This is a genomic window from Kutzneria sp. NPDC051319, assembly GCF_040682195.1.
Taxonomy (GTDB): domain Bacteria; phylum Actinomycetota; class Actinomycetes; order Mycobacteriales; family Pseudonocardiaceae; genus Kutzneria.
Genome location: NZ_JBFBAM010000014.1, coordinates 154,896 through 181,523, shown reverse-complemented (window position 1 = coordinate 181,523; position 26,628 = coordinate 154,896). Strand labels below are relative to the sequence as shown.

Below are 26,628 nucleotides of genomic sequence, written 5' to 3'. Positions count from 1 at the left end.
ATCTCACACAAGATTGTCAACAATCCTGTCGACAACTCTTGTGACGATCACGTCGACAGAGCTACGGTTCGTGGCCATCGACCCGAGGGAGGGTTCATGTCCAGCAGCGCGCAAGTGCCGACGCGGGACCGGGCCGCCGTGCTGGCCAGGCTGGACCGGCTGCCGCGACAGGCCGTCAGCCACGCCGCCACCGGCATCGTCGGCTTCGCGATGTTCGTGATCTTCTACTGCAACTTCGACATCAACGTCTCGTTTCTCCAGACGTGCGGCCAGATCGTGCCGGCCTGCACCCCGGCCGTCGCGCAGTCCTGGCTGCCGCTGCCGGTCTGCGCCTACCTCGCCGGCTACGTCGTCGGATGCCTGCTGATCGCCCCGCTGTCCGACCGCCTCGGCCGCCGGCCGGTGCTCGCGGGCTCGGTGGGTTTTGCCGCGCTGGGCTCGCTGATCGCCGCGGTCGCCGGCGACTACGGCACGTTCACCATCGGCCGTGCCATCACCGGCATCGCGATGGGTGCCGTACTCGCCGTCGGCAACACCTACATCGGCGAACTCGCCCCGCACGGTGCCCGAGCCCGGTACACCGCAACGACTTTCGTGCTGTGCACGCTGGGCGCGATGGTGGGCATCGGACTCGGGCTGGTGCTCACCACGGAGGCCGCGCCGTTCCCCGAGGGCATGCCGGTCGCGTTCGGACTGGCCAGCGGCTGGCGCTGGATCCATTGGGTGGCGGTCATTCTGGGCGCGCTCGCCGTAGCCGCCGCGTCAAGACTGCCCGAATCCCCGCGCTGGCTGGTCGAACATCGCCGGATCGACGACGCGGCAGCGGTCGTCGCGAGGCTGGAGACCAGGGCGAAGGGCCCGCTGTCCGAGCCCGATACGTCGACGGTGCCGCCGCCCGCCGAGCACGCGCGGCACGCCTACCGCGAGCTGTTCGTGGACCGCCGCTACCGAAACCGGGCGCTGCTGCTGGTCGCGATGTGGTTCACCGGCTACGCGACGGTCTTCTCCTACTCGACCGGCTCCACGGTCGTGCTGACCAGTCTGCATTTCACGCCGCCGGTGGCCGGCATGATCTCCGCCGCCGGCGGCGTCGGGTTCTTCGTGCAGGGCCTGTTCTCGGCCCGGTACTCCGAGGTGCTGGAGCGCCGCTACTGGCTGCCCGTGGGCGCGGCGATGACCGTGCTGGGCGCCGTGATCATCGCATTGCTCGGCGCCGACATCGGCTGGGCGCTGGCCGGCTCGTTCCTCGTGTTCTTCGGCTTCAACGTGTGGGTGCCGCCGACGTTCGCGCTGTCCGCGGAGAGTTTTCCGACCCGGGTCCGGTCCGCCGGCTTCGGCCTGGTGGACGGCATCGGCGTACTCGGCGGGGCGATGGGCGTGCTGGTGATCGCCCCGTTGGTGCCGTTGCTCGCACCGCTGCCGGCGCTGCTGCTGGTGTCGAGCTTCCTGGTGGTCGCCGCGGTGTTGGCCCAGTTCACGCCGCGTACCCGCAACCGCGCACTGGAGGAGCTGTCCCCGTGATCATCGACTGCCATGGCCATTACACGACCGCGCCGGCCGCGCATACGGCCTGGCGGGAGCACCAACTCGCCGGCGACGCACGGAAGTACCCGACCATCACGGACGACGAGATCCGCGAGTCGGTGCAGGGCCAGTTGCGGGTCATGGACGAGCGCGGCATCGACCTGACCATCTTCTCGCCGCGCGCCTCCGCCATGGCCCACCACCTCGGCGACGAATCGACCAGCGCCGCCTGGGCTCGCGCGTGCAACGACCTCGTGCACCGCGTGGTCACGCTCCACCCGGGCCGGTTCGCGGGCGTCGGCCAGATGCCGCAGTCGCCGGGTGTGCCGATCGAACGGTCCATCGGCGAGCTCCGCCGCTGCGTCGAGGAACTGGGCTTTGTCGGCTGCAACGTGAATCCCGACCCCAGTGGCGGGTACTGGACCGCGCCGCCGCTGACCGACTGCGGCTGGTATCCGTTCTACGAGGCGATGATCGAGCTGGACGTGCCGGCGATGGTGCACGTGTCCGCGTCCGCGAACCCCGTCTTCCACGCCACCGGCGCGCACTACCTCAACGCCGACACGACCGCGTTCATGCAGCTGCTGCAGGGCGACCTGTTCGCCGACCTGCCCGAGCTACGGCTGGTGATCCCGCACGGCGGCGGCGCGGTCCCGTACCACTGGGGCCGCTACCGCGGGCTCGCGGACATGCTGGCCCGGCCGGAGCCGGCCGAGCACGTGCTGGCGAACGTGTCCTTCGACACCTGCGTCTACCACCAGCCTGGCATCGATCTGCTGTTCGAGGTGATCGGCGCGGACGCCGTGCTGTTCGGCTCGGAGACGCTCGGCGCGGTCCGCGGCGTGGACAGTCGGACCGGCCACCACTTCGACGACACCCGTCGGTACGTGGACGCGGCCGGTCTGTCCGAAGTGGACCGTGCCAAGGTCTACGAGCACAATGCCCGCCGGGTATACCCGCGCCTGAAGACGGTCCCATCCCGGCTGTGAGCGACGACCGACCGCTGCCGCCCGCTCGGTGCCGGGCTCATGACATGCGCAGCACCGGTTTGAGCACCGCGCCGGAGTGCGCGGCGGCGAATGCCTCTTCAATGCGCTCGAACGGAAAATGGGTGACCAGCTCGTCGAACGGGAAGCGGCCCTGGCGGTGCAGCTCGATCAAGGTGGTGATCAGCGGGATGCTCCGCCCCTCGCCACCGAGGATGCCAATGATCCGCTTGCCCCACAAGGTGCTCAGGTGGTCCAGCTCGATCGTGGCGCCGGCCGGCGCGCCGCCGACGAGCGCACAGACCCCGCGCATGCCGACCGAGTCCGCGGCCTGGCGGCAGACGGCGACGACGCCGGTGCACTCCAGGCTGAAGTCGGCCGGCCCGCCGCAGATCTCGTGCACCGCGGCGACAGGGTCGGTGCCGGTGGCCTCGATCGTGTCGGTGGCGCCGAACCGGCTGGCCAGCGAAAGCCGCGAGGCGTGCCGGTCGACGGCGATGACCCGCGTGGCGCCGGTGTTGCGGGCCGCCATGATCGCGGCGAGCCCGACCGAGCCCGCGCCGTAGACGACAAGCGCGGAGCCGGCGTGCGGACGCAGCACGTTGAGCACCGCGCCCGCGCCGGTCGACAGCCCGCAGGCGAGCGGCCCGAGCAGGTCGAGCGGGAGGTCCGGGGCAACTGGGACCAGCCCGCGGGCCGGCACAACCGCCCGGGTGGCAAACGAGGACTGGCCGAAGAAGTGGCTCGACAACGGCGTCCCGTCGAGGTCGCGCAGCGCGGTCGACCCGTCTGGACGGCGACCGCCGACCAGCAGGTCCGTCAGCCGCAGGCAGTAGCGCGGCTGACCGTCGAGGCAGTTGCGGCAGGCCCCGCACCACGGCCAGCCCAGCACCACGTGGTCGCCCACCTGGACGTGGTCGACGCCGGGCCCGAGCGCTTCCACCACGCCGGCACCCTCGTGCCCGAGCACGCCGGGCAGCGGGAACGGCAGATCGCCGTGGCGGGTGATCGAGTCGGTGTGGCAGATCCCGGTCGCGGCGACCCGGACCAGCACCTCGCCCGGCCGGGGTTCGTCGAGCAGCACATCACGCAGGCCGAACGAGCCGTGCAGTTCGTCCACCACCGCGGCGGTGATCTTCATGTCCTCGCCTTTCGGTAGGTGCTGGCGAGATCCGCCAGCAACCCGGTGGCCTCCCTCGGCACGGCGAGGGCGCGGCCTTCCAGGTCCGGCGGCACCTCGGGGTGTGCGGTGTTGATCCGGACCAGCCGAGCTCCCGGCACGAGCCGGGTCGCCGCCTCGACCGGCCAGCGAACCACCGACGGGGTGCTGAGTCCGGCGCCGATCTCGACCACCAGCGGGCGCGCGCCGGCGGGCAGGCCTCGCCACCAGCCGGCGAGCTCTCGTCCGGTGGCGTCGTACGGTTCGCCGATGAACTCGGGTCCCTTGTGGACATTGAGGAAGACGGCTCCGCCGCAGTTCGGGCAGGCCGGAATGGCGTCGTCGGCGACCGCGCCGGTGGCCGGGTCGTAGGCGGCCAACGCGGCCTCGATGATCGGCCGGCTCGGCCAGGTCTCGCCGCTGCACGGGAGTTCGCACTGGTAGCGGGCGTAGTCGCCCTGCGGGGTCCAGACCCGCTCCGGTGCGAAGCCGTTGCGGTCAAACAGTCCGTCCACATTGGACGTCCAGACGAAGTGGTCCCGCTCGCCGACCAGCTCGCGCAGCTGTTCGTACACCGTGGCGGTCCCCGGGCCGAAGCGGATGTCGTCGACGTGCACCGCCCAGTAGCCCCACAGCAGGTGCGGCGGCAGCGGCAGGCCGATCAGCTGGTAGCGGGCACGCAGTCCGAGCCGGCGCAGGACCGGAAACAGCTCGGCGAACCGGCCGGTGTCGGCGTAGTCGTAACCTGCGGCGGCCGAGAGGCCTGCGCCCGCCGCCACCAGCACGTGGTCGGCCTCGTCGAACCAGCGGGACAGCGTGCGGGTCAGATCGTCCATGTGGCTAGGTGCTCCTGGTATGCGGCGTCGTCGTCCGAGGCGAAAGTGGTGAAAACGACGCGGTCGAACCGGGTGGGACGCGTGCCGAGCCAGTCGGCGACGGCGTCGAGGGCGATCCGGGCGGCACGAGCCTTCGGGAAGCCGAACACGCCGGTGCTGATGCCGCAGAACGCGACCGTGCGGATGTCCTCGACCTCCGCGGCCAAATCGAGGCAGGCTCGGTACGACCGGGTCAGTGCCTGTTCGTGCCACGGCTCGAGCGGGCCGTCGACGATCGGCCCCACCGTGTGCACCACGTAGCGGGCGGGCAGATGGTACCCGCGGGTGATCTTCGCGGCGCCGGTCGCCTCCGGCGCCCCTTGCGCAGTCGCAATCGTGTGGCAGTCCTCGCGCAGCCACGGCCCGGCGGCGGCGTGGACAGCGTTGTCCACGCAGTTGTGCATCGGCCGGAAGCAACCGAGCAGTGCACGGTTGGCGGCGTTGACGACCGCGTCGGCCCGCAGCATCGTGATGTCGCCACGCCACAGCGCCGTCAGATCGGCGGCCGGATATCGGGTCGCCGGCCAGATCTCCGCCACCGTGGGCACGGCCAGCGCGTCCGCTGCCATGCGCAGTGCGCGTTCCCCGCCCAGCAACGCGTCCAGTAGCAATGCGACGTGCGGCTCCAACGGCTCCGGCATCCGGACCGTGAGCACCGCGCGCAACACCTGGCGGGGCGTGAGCCCCGTGTTCCGCCACGTGCTCGCCCCATGGCCGAGCGCCCGCACCGCGGCTTCCGCGATGCCGTCGAGCAGCTCCGGCGAGGCGGGCGGGGCCGTGGGCTGAAACGGCCGGTCGAGGAGGATGGCTTCGCGGTACGCGCCCAGGGGCAAGCTGACGCGGAGGTCGCTGGCCGGCCTGCCCGGGTGGGGATTGACGTTCTCGGTGGTGCGCCGGCCCGCGGCGGAAACGCTCTGCCCGCCGATGACGGCCCCTCGCTCGATGACCATGATGGTTCGCTTTCGTGCCAGTCGTTTCGCCCGCCGGCTCAGAACAGGCCGTTGCGGTGCGGCAGCTCCGCCGGGACCGGCGCGATGACGTCCCAGTGCTCGACGATCTTGCCGCCGTCGACCCGGAACAGGTCCCAGTAGGCGACCGCCTGGCCGAACTCGCCCTCCGACTGGAGCAGCACGAGATCGCCTTCGGCCACGACCCGGTGCACGGTCTTGTAGGCCAGGTTCTTGCCATCAGCCGCCCAGCGCGCGGCGGCGGCGCCGAAACCGTCCAGGCCGTCGGCCGCCTCGGGGTTGTGCTGGAGGTAGGTCTCGGTCGAGATGTAGTCGGTGAGCACGGAGTAATCGGCGTCGATGAGCACGCGCTGCGCGAACTCGGCGACAACCGCGCGGCTCCCCTCGGTGTCCGCCAACGCGGCGGGCGCGGCGGCGCCGTCGGTCTGCGACCGACCGCTGGCGGTCTTGCCGACCACCGGCGTCAGCGCGTCCCAGTGCTCGGCGAGCTTGCCGTTCTCCACTCGGAACAGGTCGAACGCGACCAGAGGCTCGGGGCCGAAGCCGTGGTAGATGCCGTGCAGGGCGACGAGGTCGCCGTCGGCGATCACCCGGGCGAGCTCGTAGCGGAAGCCGTCGGGCAGCCCGGCCACCAAGTCGCGCAGCGCCTCTGGGCCATCCGCGGCCAACGAGCTGTGCTGCCGGTAGCCGGGCGCGACCCACCGGTCGACCGCCGTCGTGTCCCGCTCGCCGAACAGCTCGCCCGCGGCCTTGAGCACCAGTTCTTTGTTGTCCACCGTCGGTCTCCCTCGTCTGGTCCGCGGGCCCGTTCACCCGCCGTGACCAATCTGCCCGGGCAAGGGCGGCGGTACGAGGTAGATTCAGGAATCGTGGTGGTCAAAAGTGGACACGTCACGCCGCGGGATCCGGTCGTCCAATCCGGCTTCAGCAACTCCGAAAGGCCTCACCTCGGACTCGAGGTGGTCGTTTTCCGCACTCTGCGCGCCAGATTGTCGCCCGAGTCGGTGGCCGCAGTGCACCGCACCGATCTCCAACAGGTGTTCCTGTTCACCGGCGATGCCGGCTTCACGATGGTCGATTTCGGCGAGCACCCCTGCACCCACCCGGCACACTGGCCGGCGCATCCGCATTCTTGGCGCCACCGCGCACCCCCACGAATGCGGACCCGGTGCGACGGCGACGCAGGGGTGGGCGGCGCAGCCACGTTGCCCAGCGCCAGAGCCACTCCACGGGTCCGTAGTGGCAGCGGCGCAGCCACAGGGTTGACCAGAGCCACTGGATGGCGAGGATGCCGCCGGCGATGCCCACGACGGCGCCGGCGGTCCAGGCCTCGGGGTGGCCGCCGATCAGGCGGCCGATGACGAGCACCAAGACGGTGGCGGTGAGGTAGTTGGTCAGGGCCATTCGGCCGAGCGGCGCGAACACGGTCACGAGCACGGGCCCAAAGCGGGTGCGGAGCAGGAGAAGCATCAAGCAGATGTAGAACCCGGCCAGCAGGAGGCCGGCCAGGGCCAGGGCCAGCGGGAAGTGGCGGTCGGTGGACGAGAGACCGGACTGCCACCACAGGGCCGGCACGGCCGCGACGGCCAGCACCGGGGCCGCCAGGCGCACACCCCGGACGGAGTGGTCGATGACGTCGTACCGGACCAGGGCGGAGCCGAGCAGGAACAGGCCGGCGACGTAGGTGAAGCGGCCGTCGCCGGTGAGCAGTGATGTGGCGAGGAAGGTGGCGCCGAGCGGGGCGACGGCGGCGCGAGGCAGCCAGGTGGAAGGCAGCAGCACGAGCAAGCCCATGACGGCGTAGGTAGACAGGATGTCGCCGTGCCACAGGAACACGAAGTGCGCCACACCGACGACTAGCAACGCCAGCAACCGGCGCAGCAGAAGCAGTCGAGGGCTGGGGGTGCGGCCGGCGGCGGCGCGCAGCAGGAGCGAGAAGCCGACACCGAACAGCAGCGAGAAGATCGGCATGAAGCGCTGTTCCACGAACAGCCCGAACCCGGCGGGATCCACCACCGGTCCCGAGGTGGCGGCGAACCCTCCCTCGGCGGCTATCGGCTGCACATTGGCAAGCAGGATCCCGCACAGTGCGAACCCGCGGACGACGTCGAGGGCCACGATTCGACCGCGGTCGACCGGAGCATCTTGGGTGGACATGGCCGTTGATCCTGGCCAGCCGGACCGACCGTCGACATCAGGGCAAAGCACGATTGACGGGCCCGCGTTCGTACTTTCGGCCAGTGCTCCGCCCCGGGCACGACTCCGTAGCCTGGCCGCGTGAACGTGTGGGGGCGGCTGGCGAGGACCGCTGCAGATGTCGTGTTCGGGGTGGTGTTCACTGCCGCGCTCGGCTTTGAGGCTGTGCGCATCGCGACGAGTTGGGGCGCGGGTTACTGGCAGTTCGACCTGGCCGTTGGGGCCGTGGTGTGCGGCATCGCATTGTTGGGACGGCGTGAGCCGGCCCGTCCGGCGGTCGCGGCGCTGGCCGTGGCCGCGGTTGCCGTTGCCGTCGCGGGATTCACCGGCTGGCCGGGAGAACCAGGGCCCGCCATGGCCCTGGCGCTTTCGGTGTTGGTGGCCGCCGCGGTCCGGACGCTGCCGCCGCTACCGGTGACCGGCGTCGCGGTCGGCGGTCTCGCGGTGGCCGCGGGCAGTCTGCTCACCGCGCATGGTTCGCCCCTGCACTCGGGTGTGGTCCTGGCCAATGGGCTGGGCTGGCTGCTGGCCGTCGCCACGGGCCTCGCGCTGAGGCTGCGCCGGATCCGCCGGCTGGCCGTGATCGACCAGGTTCGCCGCGACGAACGTCTGGAGTTGGCGCGGGAACTGCACGATGTCGTCGCCCACCACATCACCGGCGTTGTCGTGCAGGCGCAGGCCGCCAGGATCGCCCGCCGCAGGCATCCGGAGCAGCTCGACGAGGCGTTGGCCGACATCGAGACGGCCAGCTCCGAGGCGCTGATCGCGATGCGCCGGGTCGTGGGTCTGCTGCGTCAGGCCGACGACGCCGCGCCGGCCGGGACCGAGCACCTTGCCGATCTCGTGGGCCGCTTCGCCCGGCACGGGCCCGCCGTGAGCCTGCAGCTGCCCGTAGACCAGTCGGAGTGGCCGTACGAGATCACCAGCACCGTCCACCGGGTCGTGCGGGAGGCGTTGACCAACGTCGTCCGGCACGCCCCGAACGCCGGTCGCGCCACCGTGCAGGTGAGCCAGGAACCGGGGCATGTCGCCGTCGAGGTCGCCGACGACGCCCCGGCGCCGGCCATGCGACACCGCGGCGGCTACGGACTGATCGGACTCCGCGAACGCGTCGAAGCCCTCGGCGGCACGCTCACCGCCGGTCCGGGTCCAGAACGCGGCTGGTCCGTGGTCGCCCGGCTGCCCGTTCCGGCGGGCCGACGCTGATGGGCATCACCGTGCTGCTGGCCGACGACCAGGCGATGATCCGCCGCGGGTTGCGGCTGATCCTGGAGGACCAGCCCGACATCACCGTGATCGGCGAGGCCGCCGACGGCCTCGAAGCTGTCGCCCTGGCCCGACGCCTGCGCCCCGACGTGTGCCTGGTCGACATCCGCATGCCTCGCGTCGACGGCATCCAGGTGACCCGCGCCCTGGCCGGTCCGGGCGTCGTGGATCCGTTGCGGGTGGTCGTGGTCACCACCTTCGACCTGGACGAGTACGTCTACGGCGCCCTACACGGCGGTGCCGCCGGCTTCGTCCTCAAGGACGCCGGTCCCGCCCTGCTGGTCGAAGCCGTGCGCGCCGCCCATGCCGGCGACGCCCTCGTCTCGCCTTCGATCACCGTCCGCCTGCTGCGCCATCTCACCGCCATCACCACCTCCCGCAGCGGCGCGCCCCGCGCCCTGTCCGACCGCGAGACCGAGGTCGCCCGTGCCGTCGCCCGTGGCCGCACCAACCAGGAGATCGCCGCCGAGCTGTTCATCTCGCTGAGCACCGTCAAGAGCCACGTCGCCGGCGTCCAGCACAAGCTGGGCCTGCGCAATCGCGTCGAGATCGCCGTATGGGCCTGGGAGAACGGCCTGTTGCGCGCCACCTGACGGCCGTCGCGGAACCACTTCCTCCGCCCGGCATGAGCGGATGCGCGCGGAAACGGTCTGCAGCGGCAGTGGTGCCGTCATCAATCCGTGGGACGGGTGGCACCTGCGTAGTCATCGCCCGGCTACAGGGCAGCAGCAACGCTGGGCCGTGCCTGAAGGTCAAGGCCTGCGGCCTCTTACGGACTCGAGTCCTCGCCGGAGTCGTCAGCGACGATCGATACGTGGCCTGAGCTGTAGCGACGACTTTTCGAGCCCCGCAGGGTCCGCGCGGCGGTAGCCGAATGAACGGGGAGATCTCGCGTGCTCTTGACCGCTGGCCGTTGCGGATCTTACTGTCGACGCGGCGGCGTTGTGTTAGCGCTAACAACTTGTCCGGCGGCGTCGGAGCGGGCAGAAGGAACTCGCCGGCCCCTGGACCGAACCAGCGAGGAGTTCGTCTGATGGCCCGCTTCACGGCGACGGCGCCCGAACTCAGCCGGGAGTTCTTCGGACGGGTCGGGGACACCGACGTCCATCGGTACGTTCTGGCGTGGCCCGGCGGGCTCACCGTGCGCGTTCTCGACTACGGCGGGGTGATCCAGTCGCTGGAGGCGCCGGATCGCGACGGGCTGCCGGGCAATGTGGTGCTTGGGTTCGCCGGACTCGAGGGCTATGTCGCCAACAACGAGCCGGGCGCGGCCAGGGTCTTCCTCGGGGCGCTGATCGGCAGGTACGCCAACCGGATCGCCGGCGGCCGGTTCACCCTGGACGGCGTCGTCTACCGGACTCCCCTCAACAACGGGAAGAACAGCCTGCATGGCGGTCCGGCGGGATTTGACACCCGAGTGTGGCCGGCGACCGAGATCCGCGACACCGTGAGCGTCGGGGTACGGCTCACGCTGGTCAGCCCGGACGGGGACCAGGGCTTTCCCGCGACGGTGACCACCGACGTCACCTATCGCCTGGAGGCGCGCGACCGGCTGAGCATCACCTACCGTGCCACCGCGGCCGCGCCGACGGTGCTCAACCTGACCAATCACACGTATTGGAACCTCGCAGGCGAGGGCACGGGCGACGTTTACGGACAGTCGCTGGTGCTCAACGCGAGCCGATTCTGTCCAACCGATGAAAACCTGATCCCCATCGGCGAGCCGGCGCCGGTGGACGGCACGCCGTTCGACTTCCGCCGCGCGACCGAGATCGGCGCCAGGATCGACACCCTGGATCCACAACTGGCGATCGGACAGGGGTACGACCACAACTGGGTGCTCGACCGCACCGACCCGCTGTCCTTCGCCGCACGGGCCCATGACCCGGTTACCGGACGACAGCTGACCATGTGGACGACCGAGCCTGGCCTCCAGTTCTATTCGGGCAACTTCCTCACGCCGGAGCTGATCGGCACCAGCGGCCGGCCCTATCATCGCGGCGCCGGCTTCGCCCTTGAGCCGCAACACTTCCCAGACTCCCCGAACCGGCCGGATTTCCCGAGCACCGTGCTCCGCCCCGGCGAGGTCTACCGCCAGACCACGGCCTTCGAACTCGCTGTGGCTCCATGAGCGCCGACGCTCCAGCGGGGACCAGAGGCATGGTCGTTGTTCGGTCACTTCCGCGCACGGCAGGAATCTTTTCCGGAGAAGGACGTTCGGCGGGTGGTGGTCACGTTGTGAACCAGGCTGGCAGGTCTCAACCGCACCGATCTTCGACAATTTCGACAACCCGCTGGCCGGCCGGATGAGAAGCCGATGAACGGGGGCCGGCCTGCACTCGCCGGTGACGCCTCCCCACTTCGGGGATACGAGGCTTGCCCGGTCGCCGACGGTTTGGCGCGGTCACGCGGTCGACGTCGCCTTTCTCTTTTCGCATAGGAGTTCGTGTTGCCGAGAAGATGGTCCGTGGCCGGAGTGGCCGCGTTGCTGATTGTGGTCGCGGGAACCGCGGGCGCGGTCGCCCTGAGCGGCCGGACGGCCATCGCGGGTCAACCGATCGCTGTGGTGGAGGCGAAAGCCCCGCCCTCGGCCACGTCCACCTCGACCACGCCGCCGGCCAGCACCACCACCAGCACCGCCTCGAAGACGACGACTTCGAGCACGACGTCGTCCGCCGCGGCCGGGGCGTCACCGGCCGGGAGGATCGAGCCCGGCGTGCCCCACACCGGCGTGGCGACGTTCTACGACTCCGACGGCGGCGGCGCGTGCTCGTACGACCCCGGCCCCGACCCGCTGACCGCCGCGATGAACTCGACGGACTTCGAGGGCTCCCAGGCCTGCGGCGCCTATGTGCTGGTTCAGGCGGCCGGCGGGGCCAGCCTGACGGTGCGGATCACCAACCTCTGCCCGGCGCCGTGCCGGGTCGGGCAGCTGGACCTGAGCGCGGCGGCGTTCGCCCGGCTGGCTCCGCCGGTCGCGGGCGAGATTCCGATCACCTGGACGCTGGTGAGCCCGGCCCTGTCGAAGAACATCTCGATTCGCTACAAGACCGGTTCCACCCAGTGGTGGTGCGGGATCCAGGTCATCGACCACCGCAATCCCGTGGCCCGCATGGAGGTCCAGGTCGGCGGGCAGTGGCAGCCGCTGCACCGGGCCGACTACAACTACTTCCTGTCCGAGAGCGGCGCCGGTTGTGGCAAGCCGATCGCCCTCACCGACATATACGGCCAGCGCCTGGTTGTGGCCGCCCTGCCGGTCAAGCCCGATGTCCTCCAGGCCACGAACGTGCAGTTCGCCGGCCACTGACCGGCTGCCGGCCACTCCGGCGCGCGGGGACCCTGACCTGGGAGCCGTGCGCCTGACACGACGCCAGCCGCCGCGGTGACCGAGTACGCCGAGAAGTGACAACTGAACCGAAATCCGACCCGGGCGACAACAAGATCGACCATCTGATGCCGACCAGAGCGATGTGCCCTGAGTTTCGTGAAGTCCAGCGAGCCGGCTCCACGAAACTCAGGGCACATCAGTCTCCATCAAACTCGGGGCGGCTCATGTCGGAGCGGCCCGGGTTTGTCGGTGCCAGACCGGCCAGGTAGATGTCAACGAGCCGGCGCGCGGTGCGGTGCCAGTCGGGGACGTGGGGGAGTTGTTGGGCCAGCAGCGCGCCGAAGATCACGACATCGGCAGTGCGCGCGTCGCTCCGGATCGTGCCGTCACACTGGCCCCGGCGCAGCAGGGAGCCGAGCCGGCGGTGCACCTCGGCCTGGAGGGCGACGGTGTCCGGGTCCAGCACCGGCGGCCCGCCGTGCAGGGGCAGCACGAGATCGGGCCCGTGCTCGATGGTCCGGTCGAGAAAGCCGCGCACGGCCTCGATTCCCGGCCGATCGGCCTCGGCGGCACTGGTGACCGCGTCCAGCACGAGTTGGAACGATCGATGCGTCAGCGCGCCGAGCAGCGCCTCGCGGGACGGAAAGTGGCGGTAGACGGTGCCAATGCCGACTCCGGCGTCCGCCGCGATGGTGGCCATCGGCACCGCCGTGCCCTCCCGGCGGACCGCGGCGCCGGCGGCGGCCAGCACCCGGTCCCGGTTGTCCGCCGCGTCCCGCCGCAGCTCCCGTTGCCGGACGCCGTCGTTGTCGCGTCGCTCGATCACGGCGTCGATGATGCCGGTCCGTTGACAGTCCGATCAATCGGACGATATCGTCCGGTTAATGAGCATGGCCTACCTCGCGCAACCCGAGCAGCAGCAACAACTCGACTGGCTCGACGGCGGCACGTTGGCGATCCTGCTGGACGCGGCGGCCACCGGCGGCCAGCTCATGATGGGCCGCTTCGACGTCAGCGAGGGCGAGGCGCCGCCGTACCACCAGCACCTGCACGAGGACGAGATCTTCCTGCTGATCAAGGGCACCGCCCTGGTGTGGTGCGACGACCAGGAGTACGAGCTGGCCGAGGGCGGTGTGGTGTTCCTGCCCAAGCGGGTCCCGCACGGCTACCGCATCACCTCGAAGAAGGCCGACCTGCTGATGATCAACACGCCGGCCGGCATCGAGGGCATGTTCCGCGAGACCGGGCGGGACAAGTCCACCCCGCGCCCGCCCGGCTTCGAGGTGAAGCCCGACCCGGCGATCGCCGACAAGTACGGCAACATCGTGCTGGGCCCGCCGCGCTGACCTGAGCCGTTCCCCACCAGCTCGAAGAGGGCCACCATGACCCAGCAGCAGCGCCAAGCTCTCGACGAACTCCTGCGCCACGCCCCGCTCGACCTCGGCGGCGACGTCGCCGAGCAGCGCGTGATCTTCCACGAGATGATCTCCGCGGCGCCGCTGCCCGAGGACGTCTTGGCCAAGCGGGGCGAACTCGGCGGCGTGCCCGTCATGATTGTCGAGACCCCGGGGATCGACCCGTCGGTCGCCGTGCTCTACCTCCACGGCGGCGCCTACGCCCTCGGCTCGGCTGCCGACTCCGTCGGCCTGGCCGCGGACGTGTCCCGGCGCGTCGGGGCCCGGGCCGTCTCGGTCGACTACCGCCTCGCGCCCGAGCACCCGTTCCCCGCGGCCATCGACGATGCCGTGGCCGCCTACCGAGCCCTGCTCGACGACGGCCTGCCCAGCGACAGGATCGCGTTCGTCGGCGAGTCCGCCGGCGGCGGCCTGGTCACCGCGACCCTGCTCGCGCTCAAGGACGCCGGCCTCCCGCAGCCCTCCTCGGCCGTGGTCTTCTCACCGTGGACCGATCTGACGGTGTCGGGTGCCAGCGCGACCAGCAAGGCCGACGTCGATCCCGCGCTCACCGCCGAAGGCCTGCGCACCCGCGCCCACGACTACCTCGGCGAACGCGACGCCGCCACGCCGTTGGCCAGCCCGATCTTCGCCGATCTCACCGGCCTGCCGCCGCTGCTCATCCAGGTCGGCTCACACGAGATCCTGCTCGACGACGCCGTCAGGCTTGCCGCGCGCGCCGCCGACCACGACGTCTTCGTGGAACTCCAGGTCTGGCCGCGGGTGCCGCACGTCTTCCAGGGCTTCGCGGCCCTGCTCGACGACGCCGACCACGCCCTGCACGCGGCCGCCGCATTCATCACCCGCAACTGGGCCGCCTGAACCGGTAGGGAGCGAGAAACGTCAGACCCATGTCCTACGAGATTGGCCCCGGCCACATCGGGCATAGCCAGTCCGACCCGCAGGACGGCGGGGGTCATCGAGCGGTCACCCGCAGCACGGGTTCGCCATGGGCGTCGCCCGACGGATGTCCGATCAGCGCGGTGAAATCCGGGGCCAGCACCCGCACGCCGTCGGCAGTCCGGCTGGCGGACACCGGAATCGGACCGGCCGCGGTCACCTCGTCGGCCGGCCCGTACCGCACCGCGAACACCGCTAGGTCGGAGGGCGCGTCGGCGATCCGGTCGGCCAGCACCAGGTTGGTCTGGGCGACACGCTGCCAGCCGGCGTCCGGATTGCCGTAGCCGCGCGGGTCGTCGGTCAGCTCGAACGCGACCTGCTCCTGGGTGAGCCCGACGGTGTGCGGACTGTTGACGTGGGCTCGGCCGGCCGGCGGATTGATCACCCGCAGCCGGGCGCCGGCAGTGATGGCCAGGCCGCCGGCCACCAGCGTGCCGCTGGTGGCCAGGACCTTGCCGGGCCGGCCGAGGTCGAACGGCCCGCCGCCGGGTGCGGCCACCTCGACGATCTTGCGCTGCCGGTCGCCCTCGGCGGTCGCATACGGCAGTCCGGCCAGGAACATCACCTCGGCGTCAGCCGGCAACGCCGTGCGGTCGAGAACGGTGACAACGTGCAACCGGGCGCCGTCGGATACGAACAACTGTTGCACAGCAAGCATGACCTGGTCGCGGGTCACGACCGCCTTCGTCACCAGCCTGGCGCCCAGTCGGGCGCCGGTGCCCTCGCGGGTGCGCATCGGACCCAGCGCACGGGTGAGCAGCATGCGCTTGCCGTCCTGATACCGCACGAGCGGCCCGATCCCGTGCTGATGGTCCACGACGGACTCGATCGCGACCGTGTCGCCCACGTCGATCAGGTACGGCGTCAACTGGCCGGTGAACGACACCGAAGTTCGGCCTTGACGCAGCGAAAAAGGCGTGTGGACGACGGCGTCGCTCGGACCGCGATGCCACCGCCGGTCATCCAGCCAGAACCAGACCGTGGCGAACGCGAAGTGTCCACTCGGGACGCCGGACGGGCCGGCACAGTAGTACGCGACCCGCCGATCGCCGAGATAGCGGCCGATGTCGGCGCCGATCCTGGTGCTGAACAGCCGCAGCCCGAGCATCCCCTCGCAGCCGCAATGCTGTTCGCTGTAACGGGGTCCCCCGAAGTCGAAGCCCCGGCTGGACAAGCGGCCCTCCAGGTACCGGGCGATCTCGTCGCCGTCGTCGAGGAAGCACTGCTCGCCGCTGACCTGGAACGCCCTGGCCAGGAACGTCAGCGAAATCGGAAGGTAGTTCTGGTCATGGCCGGCGCCGTGTTCCGCCGGCAGCCGCAAGCCCCGGTCGAGGAGTCGTGCCGACCGGATCTCCTTGTCGTACAGGGACATCGCCTCAGCCGCGATCCGATCGCCCTCGTGGACACCTGAGCGAGCACGCAGATGTCGACCGAGCGTCAGTCCGGCCACCACCGCGCCGATCGCCTGGTTGGCGGTCTGCTGCGGGTTGAACAGACTCGCCTCGGTGAGCCAACGCCACAGCCCGACAGCGACCTCGGTCAGGTCGGCGTGCTGCTGGTCGGTCAGCAGCCCGCGCCCGATGTCCAGCACGTTGACGGCGTGCAGCAGACCCCACACGGTGCTCGGCCAGTCGCCGAAAGGATGTTCGCCGGCGGCGGGCAGGTAGCGGATGTGGGGCAGGCCGCTGTCACGGACCCGAAGGAACATCTCTCCCGGGTTGTCCGTGCGGAACACCCGGTGCGCCAGGAAGAAGTCCGTACCGCGACGAGCGGCGGCGACCAGTTCGGCGTCCCGACGGTCAGCGCGGTGCCAGGCAAGGCAGAGCAGCGAGACGACTCCGAGCGTCATGTCACCGATGTCGTCGTCGGCCGCCGGATCCTCCAGATTGCCGTCCGGCTGCTGGCCGGCGACGGCTTTCGCGACGGCGACGGCCAGCACCGCGCGCAGGGTGTCGGGATCGTCGGGCAGGTCGTGCAGGCTCGCATGCTGGCTCGGCAGGTACACCGGGGTCATGAGCACTCCTTGGCGGCCCAGGGCAAGTCCAGATCGGAGAACAGCACACCGCGTTCGCCGGCAGCCACCCTGGGCACGGCGGGGGCCGCCACGTCAGCCCACCGCCAGCCGCTCGGCGAGCCGCACCGCGCCGACGACCGGATCGACGGTCAACCGGTGCACGGTGCTGACCGGCGCGATCATCCTGAGTTTGCGGACGAATGTGTCGAACAGACTGGACTGGTTGAGGATCACCCCGCCCGCGACCACTACGTCGTCCACGTCGACGTCCCGACCGGCCATGCCCGTCACCAGACGGACAAGGGCGTCGGCCGCGTCGTCGACAACGGCGCGGGCCAGCGCGGAACCTCCGTGCAGCGCGTCGAAAACCAGCTCGGCCCGCCGGCCCCAGTTGGCCGCGCCGGCCTCGGTCGCCATCGCCTCCGGCAGATCGGCCACCTCGGCCACGCCGTAGGAGCGCATCAGCGCGGTCGCGAGCAGGTCGGGCGGCTCGCCCCGGTCCCGGGCGGCCATGCTGGCCCGCACCGCGTCTCGGAGCAGGCCCGGCGCGCTGCCCTCATCCCCGATCAACCATCCCCAGCCGCCCATGAACACCGGCTCGTCCCGGCTGTCCCGGCCGACGGCCACCGAGCCGGTGCCGGCCACCACGCCGACGCCGGCGGCCAGGCCGCACGCCGGAACCAGCAACTCGGCGTCGTTGCGCACCAGACACCGGGCGGCGGGCAACCGGCGAGCCAGCTCGGTTGCCAGGGCCTCACATGCTCGTGCGCTGTCACAACCGTGGGCCCCCACGGCGACAGCGTCCACGGCGACGTCGGGCAGGCTGGTGGCGATCAGGTCGGTGAGGAATGCGGCAGCCGACGCGGCGTTGGCCGGCCGCCACCTCTCGCTCGTCACGATGCGGTCGGCCGTCACCCGGCCGCCGCGGGCGGCACGCAGGTGTGTCTTGGTGCCGCCGACATCGATCCCGACCCGAACGCCGGAGAACAGGTCCGGCACGCGGATTCCTTCCCGGAAGTGTCAGAAATCGCGCGGCGCGTGGGTACCGCACTCTCAACTGATTGATGCTCACGTTCGTGGTGAACGTGGGAAGCGGCTGGGACCCGCTCTGTTCGTTAAGTAGTGAACTTACTAACGCGGCCATCTGTCAAGAGGTACGGTGCGAACCGTTAGCGGTCGGCACGAGGACGAAGGCAGGTGTCGGCGAGGTGGGCCTGTCCGCAAGTGCTCAGGATGTGTTCGTCGCGCTCACGGCGAGGGTCTCGGCCACCCGTCCGCAATTGGCCGTCGACTGTGGGCTTTCCAAGCCAACGGTTTCCGCGGCGGTGTCCGAACTGGAAGCCATCGAATTAATCGAACGTTATGGCGCCGCCCGCGGAACAATTGGCCGCTCGGCGGCGATATACCGACTCGGCCCGGCCGTCGGGTACGCGCTCGCCGTGGACCACGGCTCCACGCAGGTCTCGTTCCGAGCGGTCGCCCTGGACGGGCGACTGCTCGGCGAGGGCAACACCGACGTCCTGTCCGAAGCGCGCGCGATGGTTCGCGCCTCGCTGCGCAGACGTGTTCGCAGCGGCCCGTTGCGCGCGGTCGTGGTCGCGGTGTCCGATGTGGTGACGCCGGCCGGGCGCGGCGGCGATCCGGTGGTCGACGGGCGCGTCCGGGACGCGGTCGAGGCGCTCGGGTTGCCTGCGGGCGCGGCCGTGCTGACCGAGAACAATGTCAACTGTGCCGCCGTGGCGGAGATGCGCGAGGGAGTGGCCGGGAACCGGGAGACGTTCGTCTACCTCCAGGTCGGTGTGGGTATTGGTGCCGGGATCGTGGTCAACGGGAGGCTGCTGCGTGGTGAGAACGGCGCGGCGGGCGAGCTCGCGCGGCTCGCGTATCCGTGGACGGACGACCGGTCGGCGGACCATGAGGCGTTGGAAGCCCGGCTCGGTTCCTCCGGCCTGCTGCGTCGGGCGCGGGCGCGCTGGTCCACTGCGGACGGTCCGCCGCCGCGCGACGCGGTTGCCCTGTTCGCGCTGGCCGAGCGGGGCCATTCGGTGGCCGGCCGTCTGGTCCGGGAGCATTCCAGGGAGGTGGGCAAGCTGGCGGCGTCGCTGAGTGCCGTGCTCGACCCCGGGCTGGTGGTGCTCGGCGGTGGCGTGGGCGCCAATCCGTTGCTCACCAGGGGAGTGGTGGACACGTTGGCCGAGCTGAGCTGGCCCACCGAGGTGGTCGTCAGCCGGCTCGGGGATCGCGCCACGGTGCTCGGCGCGGCGCAGCTGGCGCGGGAGCACGCGGTGCGGCGGGTCGTTGCCGCGCTCTAATCGTCTAGGTCAATTACCGTTGACACTCGAACCGGTCGACATCTACGGTCTTGGAAAGCGCATTCCAGCTCCCTGGGACGGACTGGGAACGGCGCCGTGCGTGGGAACAGAGCACACTGTCCACTCCGTGCGACCGGTCGCGACGCGATCGATGGCGCTGGACCGGCAAGCCACCACCGACGTCCCAGGAGTGTCACCCATGCCGGAGAACACGGTCGCCGCCCCGGCCGCCGTCCCCGTGTCGCCGCCGCCCGAGGCGCCGGTGCGGGTCCACAAGCGTAAGCGGCACAAGCACAATCTGGCCGGCTACGGTTTCATCGCGCCCTGGCTGATCGGCGTCTTCGGCTTCACGTTGATCCCGATGGTGTACTCGCTCTACTTGTCGCTGACCAAGTTCAGCCTGCTCGCCGCTCCACAGTGGACGGGCTTCGACAACTACGTGAACCTCCTGCACGACCAGCGTTATCTGCAGGCGGTCGGAGTCACGCTGATCTACGTCCTGACGTCGGTGCCGTTGAAGTTGGCGCTGGCGCTGCTGGTCGCGGTGGCGCTCAACCGCGGGCTGGCGGCGCTGGGCTTCTACCGGTCCGTGTTCTACCTGCCGTCACTGCTGGGCGCGAGCGTCGCGGTGTCCGTGATGTGGCGGCAGATCTTCTCCCAGCAGGGGCTGCTCAACGAGTTTCTGAGCTGGTTCGGGATCAGGGGCGCGGACTGGATCGGCGACCCCCGGTACGCGCTGTGGACGCTGGTGCTGCTGTCCGGCTGGCAGTTCGGCACGCCGATGCTGATCTTCCTGGCCGGCCTCAAGCAACTGCCGCAGGACCTCTACGAGGCCGCGGCGTTGGACGGCGCCGGCCGGTTCCGGGTCTTCTTCACGATCACCCTCCCGCTGCTGTCCCCGATGGTGTTCTTCAACCTGGTGCTGGAGACGATCAACGCGTTCCAGACCTTCACGCCGGCCTTCGTGGTGTCCAGCGGCACCGGCGGCCCGATCGACTCGACCCTGCTCTACACGCTCTATCTGTACCTCAAGGGATTCGGCAGCCTGCAGATGGGATACGCCTCGGCGATGGCCTGGGTGCTGTTCCTGGTCATCGGCGCGTTCACCGCCGTGTACTTCTGGTCGGCGCGCCGCTGGGTCAACTACGCCGAGTGAGAGCAGACACCGCGATGACAACCCCCGCCCTGCCCCGGCGCCGAGCCCGGTTCCACTGGCGCGCGCACGCCGTGCTGCTGCTGACGCTGATCGTGATGATCTACCCGCTGGTGTGGCTCGTCGGCGCGTCGTTCAAGCCGGAGAACCTGATCTTCACCACGGTCGACCCGCTGCCGTTCCAGTTCACCATCGCCAACTACGTCAGCGGGTGGACCGCCACCGGCACCTCGTTCAGCGTGTACCTGGCCAACTCGGCGACGGTCTCGATCTGCGTGGTGGTCGGCAACCTGGTCTCCTGCTCGATGGCCGCCTACGCGTTCGCACGGTTGGACTTCGCGCTGCGCAGGGTGTGGTTCGCGCTGATGCTCGGCACGCTCATGCTGCCGTTCCAGGCCACCCTGATCCCGCAGTACACGATCTTCTACCAGCTCAACTGGATCAACACGTTCCTGCCGCTGGTGGTGCCGTACCTCCTCGCCTACGACGCGTTCTTCATCTTCCTGATGGTGCAGTTCATCCGCGGCATCCCGCGCGAGCTGGACGAGGCGGCCGCGCTGGACGGCGCCGGCCAGCTACGGGTGTTTCTCACCATCACCGTGCCGCTGCTGCGGCCGGCGCTGATCACCACCGGCGTGCTGACCTTCATCTGGACCTTCAACGACTTCCTGCGCCAGTTGGTCTATCTGTCGGACAACAGCCGCTACACCGTGCCGCTCGGGCTGAACTCGTTCATCGACAAGGCCAGCGGGTCCAGCTACGGCGGCATGCTCGCGATGTCCGTCGTGACCCTCGTGCCCACCGTCGCGGTTTTCCTGATCTCGCAGCGACGTCTCGTCGACGGCGTCGCGAACACCGGGATCAAGTGATCCATCGCCGCATCAGCGCCGTCCGAACAGAAAGAGAGAGCAGCCATGCCCCACGACGTGTCCAGGAGAGGGTTCCTCGGCCTCGCGGCCGGCGGCGCAGCGGTGACCGCACTGGCCGGCTGTGGCTTCGCGCCGCCCAGCACCAGTTCGCCGTCGAACAACTCGCTGACGTTCCGGTGGTGGGGCGGTGACGCCCGGAACAAGGCCTACCAGACGGCGTTGCAGCTGTTCACGAAGAAGACCGGCATCGCGGTGACCACCCAGTACTCCGGCTACGACGGCTACTTCGACAAACTGAACACCGAGTTCGCCGGCGGCAACCCGCCCGACATCTTCCAGATGGACACCGCGTTGGTGAGCACGTACGCGGCCAAGGGCGTGCTCACCGACCTGTCCGGCTACATCCCCGGCACCATCCACCTGGACACGCTGTACTCCGCGGTGCGCGGCGCGGGGACGGTCAACGGCAAACCCTACGGCGTGCCGTCGGGTTCCGGCTACGCCCCTGTCCTGTACGACAAGACCGTGCTGGAGCAGCTGAAGGTCACGCTGCCCGCGGACAGCTGGACCTGGGACGACTTCTCCACCATCGCCGGCGAGGCCTCCAAGGCGCTCGGGTCGGGCAAGTACGGTGCATTGGACTCCTCCTTCGACGACTCCGGCGCGCTGCAGCCGTGGCTGCGCCAGCGCGGCAAGGATCTCTGCACCCCGAGCGGTCAACTCGGCTTCGGGGCCGACGAGCTCACCGAGTGGTTCGACTACTGGGCCGGACTGCGCCGCAGCGGTGCGATCACTCCGCCGGACCTGCTGGCCAATGCCGGCGAGGCCAGCGGCACCCATCCACTGATCGCCGGCCAGATCGCGATGACGACGGGATGGGGACTGGCGCAGATGCAGCCGCTCACTCCGCACACCCTGGACATCGTGGTGGTGCCGCGGAGCAAGGAAGGCAAGACCGGCGAGGCGCTCAACGGCGGCGTGCTGCTGTGCGTGCCGGCCAAGAGCCACAATCCCGACGGCGCGGCCAAGCTGATCGACTTCTTCGTCCGCGACGACGACGCCATCAAGGCCATGGGCATCCAGCGCGGCCTCCCGCCCTCGGACAAGGCGCTGAACCTGCTGCTGCCCACGTTCGACGCCGCGGGCAAGCGGGACGTGACCTACGGCCAGTACGTGGCCCAGCAGGCGGCCAAGGACGGACTGCCCAACGCCCCGACGGCTCCGCCCGGCTACAACGACGTCAAGACGGCCCTGGACAACGCGGCCAAGCAGATCGCCTTCGGCAAGGCGACCATCGCCGACGGCGTCAGCCAGTTCTTCAGCGACGCCAAGACCGCGCTGGCCAACGCCAAGTAGCCGGGATCGACATGCCCATCACCAGTGTCCAGGACACTGACCTCTTCGTCGGGACGACCGCGGCGCCACGTCAGATCGTGCGGGTGACCCTGGCCGGCAAGCGGTCGGCTCCGCTGCTGGTTCGGCTGGCCGGTCCGCTGGTGCGGACGCCGGAGGCGGCGGCCGTGCCGATGGGCGTCGACGAGGTCGTGGTGGAGGTCGGCATCGTCTTCGCGGCGCCGACCTCTCCCGGTGTGGCGTACCCGGCGACCGTGCTCGTCGAACGCGCCGACGACGGCCGCGCACTGTCTACTCTGGACACGATGGTGACGGCCGCGGAGACCGGCTGGACCATGTGGATGGTCTCGCACTTCCACTACGACCCGGTGTGGTGGAACACCCAGGCCGGCTTCACCGACACCTGGCTGGACCTGCCCGGCGCGCAGGAGAAGCGGATGCCGTTCCAGCTCTCGGCGTTCGATCTGGTGCGCGCCCACCTGGACGCCGCCCGCCAGGACGAGGACTACCGGTTCGTGCTGGCCGAGGTCGACTACCTCAAGCCGCACTGGGACGCCTTCCCCGAGGACCGCCGCGACCTGCGCGGGTTCGTCCGGGACGGGCGTATCGAGTTGGTCGGGGGCAACTACAACGAGGCCAACACCAACCTCACCCACCCCGAGTCGACCATCCGCAACGCCGTGCACGGCATCGGCTACCAGCGCGACGTGCTCGGCGCCGACCCGCGTTCGGCGTGGATGCTGGACGTGTTCGGGCACGACCCGGCCTATCCGGGCCTGATGGCCGACGCCGGACTGGACTCCAGCGTCTGGGCGCGCGGGCCATGGCACCACGTCGGGGCCAAGCGGCACACCGGCGACATCACCCGGATGCAGTTCCCCTCGGAGTTCGAGTGGATCGCGCCGAGCGGTCGCGGCCTGCTCACCGCCTACCTCGCCGACCACTATGTCGCCGGCTGGGACATCGAGCGCAAGGCCACGCTGGACGAGGCGATGGCCGAGGCGTACCGGCAGTTCAGCACGCTGCGTCGGGTGGCGGCGACCCGCAACGTGCTCCTGCCGGTCGGCCACGACCACAATGTCCCGTCCCGGTTCTGCACCCGGATCCACCGCGAGTGGAACGCCAGATACGTGTGGCCCAGGTTCGTGGTCGGCCTGCCCCGCGAGTTCTTCGCCGCGGTGCGCGCCGACGCCGCCGAGCGCTCGGTGACGTTCTCGCCGCAGACCCGGGACATGAACCCGGTCTACACCGGCAAGGACGTCTCCTACATCGACACCAAGCAGGCGCAGCGCTCGGCCGAAGTGTCCGTTCTGGACGGTGAACGGGTGGCCACGCTCGCGGCGCTGCTCGGCGCCCGCTTTCCCGCTGAGGCGCTGGACAAGGCGTGGCGGCAGCTCGTGTACGGCGCGCACCACGACGCGATCACCGGCACCGAGTCCGACCAGGTCTACCTGGATCTGGTCGCCGGCTGGCGGGAGGCCGACGAGCTCGGCCGCGAGGTGCTCGCCGGCGCCGTCGATCACCTGGCCTCGCGGGTGGACACCTCGGAGCCGGGGCAGGCGGTGATCGCGGTCAACACGGTGTCCTTCGTCAGAGACGCTGTGGTCTCCGTGACCGTACGAGATCTTCCGCCCGATGCCCGGGGCGTCGCACTGGTCGATCCGCATGGCGAACCTGTGCCCGCCGTGACGGACGCGGTGCTGCGGAGTCCGGACGGCGCCCTCGTCGAAGTCACCCTGACTTTCCTTGCCCGCCAACTGCCCGCCTGCGGATACCGGGTCTACCGAGCGGTCGGCGCCGAGACCGTGCCGCCGTCGTGGACGGCTGAATCCGCCCATCGGGCGATCGAGAACGACGCCTTCGTGGTCGAGGCCGATCCGGCCCGGGGCGGCGCGCTGTCGCGGGTCCGCGATCGACGTGCCGGACGCGAGCTGGTGCGCGACGGCGGTGTGGCGTCGGAGCTGGTGTTGCAGGCCGAGCACGCCCAGCACCCGGTGTGGGAGGAAGGGCCGTGGCACCTGCTTCCAGCTGGGCCCGGCCGGGGCAGCGGCGAGACACCGGCCGAGGTGCGCGTGGAGACGAGCCCGCTCGGCGAGCGGATCGTCAGCAGCACGGAGCTCGGCGGGCTGCGGATCACCCAGCACACCGTGCTCTGGCAGGGCCTGTCCAGAGTGGACATCCGGTGCTTCGTGGACGGTTCCATCGGGCAGGATCACCTGCTGCGCGCGAGGTTCGCCTTCGACTTGCCGGGCGCGCTGCCGGTGGCGGAGGTCGGCTTCGCGGCCGTGGGCCGGTCGTTCGGCTTCCCCGATGTGGATGCCGCCGAGCACCTGTGGACGCTGGACAGCCCCGCGCACACCTGGGCCGGGCTGTCCAGCCCGGTTCGGCTGCGGCTGCGGCGCCAGGACGGCCGCAGCCAGGACCACTGCGTCGGAGTTGCCGAACTGGTGGCCGCCGCCGACGAGCGTCTGGTGCGTGAACTGCTCGTCGCCCTGGTGGCCAAGGGCGTGACCGCGACGACCACGCGTCCGGAGGGACCGCGGTACGGCGCCCTTGACGTCGACTCGAACCTGCCCGACGTGCGCATCGTCATAGCCGACAACGCCTTTGCGGAGGAGGTGCTGGGCAGCGCGGGCGACTCCTACCGGCGGGCGTTGGACCGACATGGCCGGGTTTTCGTGCCGGCGACCCGGACGCGACGAGAGCTGTGGACACCGGACGCCGACCTTCGCGGACCCCGGGACCTGGCCGTGCTGATCGTCGCCGACCTGGGCGCGTTGATCGCGGACCTCGCCGACGCGTGCGTGGAAGTCGATGTGCCCGACGGACTCGCGGGAACGTCCGAGCCGGCCGTGGACCACTCGGTGGCCGTGGTGAACCGCGGCACGCCGGGATTCGTCGTCGCCCCGGACGGCACGCTGCACATCTCGCTGATGCGGTCGTGCAGCGGTTGGCCGTGCGGGGTGTGGATCGACGGCGAACGCCGCACGGCCCCGGACGGTTCCAGCTTCGCTTGGCAGCACTGGTCGCACACCTTCGAGCTGAGCCTGGTTTCCGGCGCGGGCGACTGGCGGCAGGCCGGTTTCGCCCGGGCCGGCCAGGACGTCAACCACCCGGTGCGCGCGCGACAGGTGCCCAGCACGCCCGGTGACCTGCCGTCGGAGCTCGGCCTGATCACGGTGTCTCCGCCCGAGGTGCTGCTCACCACGGCCAAGCCGGCGGGCAACCCGCTCGCCTCCGGTGCCGCGGACACGATGGCTCCGGCCGACGGGATCACCGTGCGGCTCTACGAGACCACCGGCACACCGGTGACCGCCACGGTCGGCCTGCACGGCGGGCTCACCTCGGCATGCCGCACAGACGTGTTGGAAGAGAAGAGAGCCGAGCAGCTCACCGTCCACAGTGGCCGCGCCACCGTCGGGCTGGCCGCTGCGGATGTCGCCACCGTGCGCCTCACGCCATCGCCCGTGCTGATCGACTCCAGTGTCCGACTGGCTCGTGCTCAGGAGCCGGTGCAACCGGTGTTCACCCGCTACTGGCGGCACAACGCGGGACCGGCGCCGCTCGGCAACCTCCCGTTGAGCGTGCACGTCGGCCCGACGCGGCTACACCTGGATCTCGGCGGGACGGCCGAGGTGCGGGTCACCGTCAGCTGTAGCGGGCGGCCGGCGTCCGGTGCCGTCGAACTCGCCATCCCCCCGGGACTCGTCGCCGAGCAGCCGGGCAGATGGGCCTACTACCTCTCCCGCGACGGGTTCGCCGAGTTCGCGCTCACCGTGCGCGGCACGCTACCGGGTCGTCGGCTGCTCGCCGCCCGTATCCGCGACAGCCTGGGCCAACTCCTTGAGGACACCAGCGAAGTAGTCGTCGGCAAGCCGCCCGCGGACGACACTCTCCTCGGCGTGCGGCTGGGCGCGGACGTCCTGGAACTGGCCGCGGGCCGGGTCGTCGAACTGCCGGTGTTGCTGGAAAACCACGCCCAGAGCGAGATCCGGGGTGAGGCGACGCTGATCAGCCCGTATGGGACCTGGGCCGACGACGTGCGCGTCGGCCCGCGGATCCAGCCGTTCACCGTCGCCGCCGGCGGCACGGCATCGATCTCCTTCAGCGCACATGCGGCCGGCACGGCCAGGATTGGCTCGCACTGGTGGGCATTGGTGCGCGTCGCCTGCCACGGCCGGGTGGCTTACACGCCGGCCGTGGCCGTTCATGTGGTCAGCTGACGGACGGTTCCTGCAATGACGTCGATCCGGCTTCGCCGATCGGACAAG

At 70.4% G+C, this 26,628-nt stretch carries 23 protein-coding genes; 13 read left to right on the top strand and 10 right to left on the bottom strand.

The features are described 5' to 3' along the window. Positions 1-96 precede the first annotated feature (96 nt). Complete coding sequence (locus AB0M73_RS17300) at positions 97-1,521, top strand: MFS transporter (protein WP_363891596.1); 1,425 nt, start codon at positions 97-99, stop codon at positions 1,519-1,521. After that, entirely contained in the window at positions 1,518-2,513 is a 996-nt protein-coding gene (locus AB0M73_RS17295; RefSeq protein WP_363891595.1) for an amidohydrolase family protein, read from the top strand. The genes AB0M73_RS17300 and AB0M73_RS17295 overlap by 4 nt, the downstream gene beginning before the upstream one ends. Positions 2,514-2,550: 37 nt before the next feature. Here the strand turns inward: AB0M73_RS17295 and AB0M73_RS17290 are convergent, their stop codons facing one another. The 6 genes from AB0M73_RS17290 to AB0M73_RS17265 form a co-directional block, all read right to left on the bottom strand. Continuing rightward, positions 2,551-3,651 (bottom strand): NAD(P)-dependent alcohol dehydrogenase, encoded by a 1,101-nt coding sequence (locus tag AB0M73_RS17290; RefSeq protein ID WP_363891594.1) that lies wholly within the window; start codon positions 3,649-3,651, stop codon positions 2,551-2,553. Further along, positions 3,648-4,505, bottom strand: a complete 858-nt coding sequence (locus AB0M73_RS17285) for a hypothetical protein (protein WP_363891593.1) — start codon at positions 4,503-4,505, stop codon at positions 3,648-3,650. Before AB0M73_RS17285 ends, AB0M73_RS17290 begins: the two co-directional genes overlap by 4 nt. Further along, entirely contained in the window at positions 4,493-5,494 is a 1,002-nt protein-coding gene (locus AB0M73_RS17280) for a macro domain-containing protein (RefSeq protein WP_363891592.1), read from the bottom strand. The genes AB0M73_RS17285 and AB0M73_RS17280 overlap by 13 nt, the downstream gene beginning before the upstream one ends. Positions 5,495-5,532: 38 nt before the next feature. After that, a complete protein-coding gene (locus AB0M73_RS17275; RefSeq protein WP_363891591.1) occupies positions 5,533-6,288 on the bottom strand; it encodes a nuclear transport factor 2 family protein in 756 nt (251 codons plus the stop codon). Between the two features lie 84 nt (positions 6,289-6,372). Next, entirely contained in the window at positions 6,373-6,603 is a 231-nt protein-coding gene (locus AB0M73_RS17270; RefSeq protein WP_363891590.1) for a hypothetical protein, read from the bottom strand. Continuing rightward, positions 6,578-7,669, bottom strand: a complete 1,092-nt coding sequence (locus AB0M73_RS17265) for a DUF418 domain-containing protein (RefSeq protein ID WP_363891589.1) — start codon at positions 7,667-7,669, stop codon at positions 6,578-6,580. Before AB0M73_RS17265 ends, AB0M73_RS17270 begins: the two co-directional genes overlap by 26 nt. A gap of 120 nt (positions 7,670-7,789) precedes the next feature. Here AB0M73_RS17265 and AB0M73_RS17260 point away from each other — a divergent pair, with 120 nt between their 5' ends. The 3 genes from AB0M73_RS17260 (at position 7,790) to AB0M73_RS17250 (ending at position 11,105) form a co-directional block, all read left to right on the top strand. Then, the gene (locus AB0M73_RS17260) at positions 7,790-8,914 is read left to right on the top strand and encodes a histidine kinase (RefSeq protein ID WP_363891588.1); all 1,125 of its coding nucleotides are present in this window, start codon (positions 7,790-7,792) and stop codon (positions 8,912-8,914) included. Beyond that, a complete protein-coding gene (locus AB0M73_RS17255) occupies positions 8,914-9,567 on the top strand; it encodes a response regulator transcription factor (protein ID WP_363891587.1) in 654 nt (217 codons plus the stop codon). The genes AB0M73_RS17260 and AB0M73_RS17255 overlap by 1 nt, the downstream gene beginning before the upstream one ends. Positions 9,568-9,848: 281 nt before the next feature. Continuing rightward, complete coding sequence (locus AB0M73_RS17250) at positions 9,849-11,105, top strand: aldose epimerase family protein (protein ID WP_363891586.1); 1,257 nt, start codon at positions 9,849-9,851, stop codon at positions 11,103-11,105. A 419-nt stretch (positions 11,106-11,524) separates the two neighbouring features. On the opposite strand, the gene AB0M73_RS17245 is transcribed toward AB0M73_RS17250, so the two are convergent. After that, positions 11,525-11,701 carry a hypothetical protein gene (locus tag AB0M73_RS17245; RefSeq protein WP_363891585.1) on the bottom strand — a complete coding sequence of 59 codons (177 nt, stop codon included), beginning with the start codon at positions 11,699-11,701 and terminating at the stop codon, positions 11,525-11,527. On the opposite strand from AB0M73_RS17245, the gene AB0M73_RS17240 reads away from it, so the two are divergent. Beyond that, entirely contained in the window at positions 11,691-12,281 is a 591-nt protein-coding gene (locus AB0M73_RS17240) for an expansin EXLX1 family cellulose-binding protein (RefSeq protein ID WP_363891584.1), read from the top strand. The genes AB0M73_RS17245 and AB0M73_RS17240 overlap by 11 nt on opposite strands. A gap of 217 nt (positions 12,282-12,498) precedes the next feature. Here the strand turns inward: AB0M73_RS17240 and AB0M73_RS17235 are convergent, their stop codons facing one another. Beyond that, positions 12,499-13,128 carry a TetR/AcrR family transcriptional regulator gene (locus tag AB0M73_RS17235; protein ID WP_363891583.1) on the bottom strand — a complete coding sequence of 210 codons (630 nt, stop codon included), beginning with the start codon at positions 13,126-13,128 and terminating at the stop codon, positions 12,499-12,501. A 58-nt stretch (positions 13,129-13,186) separates the two neighbouring features. Here AB0M73_RS17235 and AB0M73_RS17230 point away from each other — a divergent pair, with 58 nt between their 5' ends. Further along, positions 13,187-13,648 (top strand): cupin domain-containing protein, encoded by a 462-nt coding sequence (locus tag AB0M73_RS17230; RefSeq protein WP_363891582.1) that lies wholly within the window; start codon positions 13,187-13,189, stop codon positions 13,646-13,648. Between the two features lie 36 nt (positions 13,649-13,684). Then, positions 13,685-14,578, top strand: coding sequence for an alpha/beta hydrolase (locus tag AB0M73_RS17225; protein WP_363891581.1), 894 nt, complete (start codon positions 13,685-13,687; stop codon positions 14,576-14,578). A gap of 94 nt (positions 14,579-14,672) precedes the next feature. Here AB0M73_RS17225 and AB0M73_RS17220 read toward each other — a convergent pair whose 3' ends face one another. Then, positions 14,673-16,670 (bottom strand): hypothetical protein, encoded by a 1,998-nt coding sequence (locus AB0M73_RS17220; protein WP_363891580.1) that lies wholly within the window; start codon positions 16,668-16,670, stop codon positions 14,673-14,675. A 93-nt stretch (positions 16,671-16,763) separates the two neighbouring features. Further along, complete coding sequence (locus tag AB0M73_RS17215; RefSeq protein WP_363891579.1) at positions 16,764-17,669, bottom strand: BadF/BadG/BcrA/BcrD ATPase family protein; 906 nt, start codon at positions 17,667-17,669, stop codon at positions 16,764-16,766. A 65-nt stretch (positions 17,670-17,734) separates the two neighbouring features. Between AB0M73_RS17215 and AB0M73_RS17210 the strand changes: the two genes are divergently transcribed. From AB0M73_RS17210 to AB0M73_RS17190, 5 genes are all read left to right on the top strand, one after another. Next, entirely contained in the window at positions 17,735-18,982 is a 1,248-nt protein-coding gene (locus AB0M73_RS17210) for an ROK family protein (RefSeq protein ID WP_363891578.1), read from the top strand. Positions 18,983-19,181: 199 nt separating this feature from the next. Beyond that, positions 19,182-20,138: a sugar ABC transporter permease gene (locus AB0M73_RS17205; RefSeq protein WP_363891577.1), complete on the top strand. Its 957-nt coding sequence runs from the start codon at positions 19,182-19,184 to the stop codon at positions 20,136-20,138. A 14-nt stretch (positions 20,139-20,152) separates the two neighbouring features. Continuing rightward, the gene (locus AB0M73_RS17200) at positions 20,153-21,004 is read left to right on the top strand and encodes a carbohydrate ABC transporter permease (protein WP_363891576.1); all 852 of its coding nucleotides are present in this window, start codon (positions 20,153-20,155) and stop codon (positions 21,002-21,004) included. 45 nt (positions 21,005-21,049) lie between these two features. Next, positions 21,050-22,360, top strand: coding sequence for an extracellular solute-binding protein (locus AB0M73_RS17195; protein ID WP_363891575.1), 1,311 nt, complete (start codon positions 21,050-21,052; stop codon positions 22,358-22,360). 11 nt (positions 22,361-22,371) lie between these two features. Further along, positions 22,372-26,580, top strand: a complete 4,209-nt coding sequence (locus AB0M73_RS17190) for a glycoside hydrolase family 38 C-terminal domain-containing protein (RefSeq protein ID WP_363891574.1) — start codon at positions 22,372-22,374, stop codon at positions 26,578-26,580. Positions 26,581-26,628 lie beyond the last annotated feature (48 nt).

What these genes read in the sequence shown, in the direction of transcription:
- AB0M73_RS17220 (WP_363891580.1), bottom strand. Translation starts at nt 16,670, where the DNA reads ATGACCCCGGTGTACCTGCCGAGCCAGCATGCGAGCCTGCACGACCTG.
- AB0M73_RS17285 (WP_363891593.1), bottom strand. Translation starts at nt 4,505, where the DNA reads ATGGACGATCTGACCCGCACGCTGTCCCGCTGGTTCGACGAGGCCGAC.
- AB0M73_RS17255 (WP_363891587.1), top strand. Translation starts at nt 8,914, where the DNA reads ATGGGCATCACCGTGCTGCTGGCCGACGACCAGGCGATGATCCGCCGC.
- AB0M73_RS17225 (WP_363891581.1), top strand. Translation starts at nt 13,685, where the DNA reads ATGACCCAGCAGCAGCGCCAAGCTCTCGACGAACTCCTGCGCCACGCC.
- AB0M73_RS17250 (WP_363891586.1), top strand. Translation starts at nt 9,849, where the DNA reads ATGAACGGGGAGATCTCGCGTGCTCTTGACCGCTGGCCGTTGCGGATC.
- AB0M73_RS17300 (WP_363891596.1), top strand. Translation starts at nt 97, where the DNA reads ATGTCCAGCAGCGCGCAAGTGCCGACGCGGGACCGGGCCGCCGTGCTG.
- AB0M73_RS17230 (WP_363891582.1), top strand. Translation starts at nt 13,187, where the DNA reads ATGAGCATGGCCTACCTCGCGCAACCCGAGCAGCAGCAACAACTCGAC.
- AB0M73_RS17200 (WP_363891576.1), top strand. Translation starts at nt 20,153, where the DNA reads ATGACAACCCCCGCCCTGCCCCGGCGCCGAGCCCGGTTCCACTGGCGC.
- AB0M73_RS17280 (WP_363891592.1), bottom strand. Translation starts at nt 5,494, where the DNA reads ATGGTCATCGAGCGAGGGGCCGTCATCGGCGGGCAGAGCGTTTCCGCC.
- AB0M73_RS17205 (WP_363891577.1), top strand. Translation starts at nt 19,182, where the DNA reads ATGCCGGAGAACACGGTCGCCGCCCCGGCCGCCGTCCCCGTGTCGCCG.
- AB0M73_RS17190 (WP_363891574.1), top strand. Translation starts at nt 22,372, where the DNA reads ATGCCCATCACCAGTGTCCAGGACACTGACCTCTTCGTCGGGACGACC.
- AB0M73_RS17210 (WP_363891578.1), top strand. Translation starts at nt 17,735, where the DNA reads ATGCTCACGTTCGTGGTGAACGTGGGAAGCGGCTGGGACCCGCTCTGT.
- AB0M73_RS17195 (WP_363891575.1), top strand. Translation starts at nt 21,050, where the DNA reads ATGCCCCACGACGTGTCCAGGAGAGGGTTCCTCGGCCTCGCGGCCGGC.
- AB0M73_RS17265 (WP_363891589.1), bottom strand. Translation starts at nt 7,669, where the DNA reads ATGTCCACCCAAGATGCTCCGGTCGACCGCGGTCGAATCGTGGCCCTC.
- AB0M73_RS17290 (WP_363891594.1), bottom strand. Translation starts at nt 3,651, where the DNA reads ATGAAGATCACCGCCGCGGTGGTGGACGAACTGCACGGCTCGTTCGGC.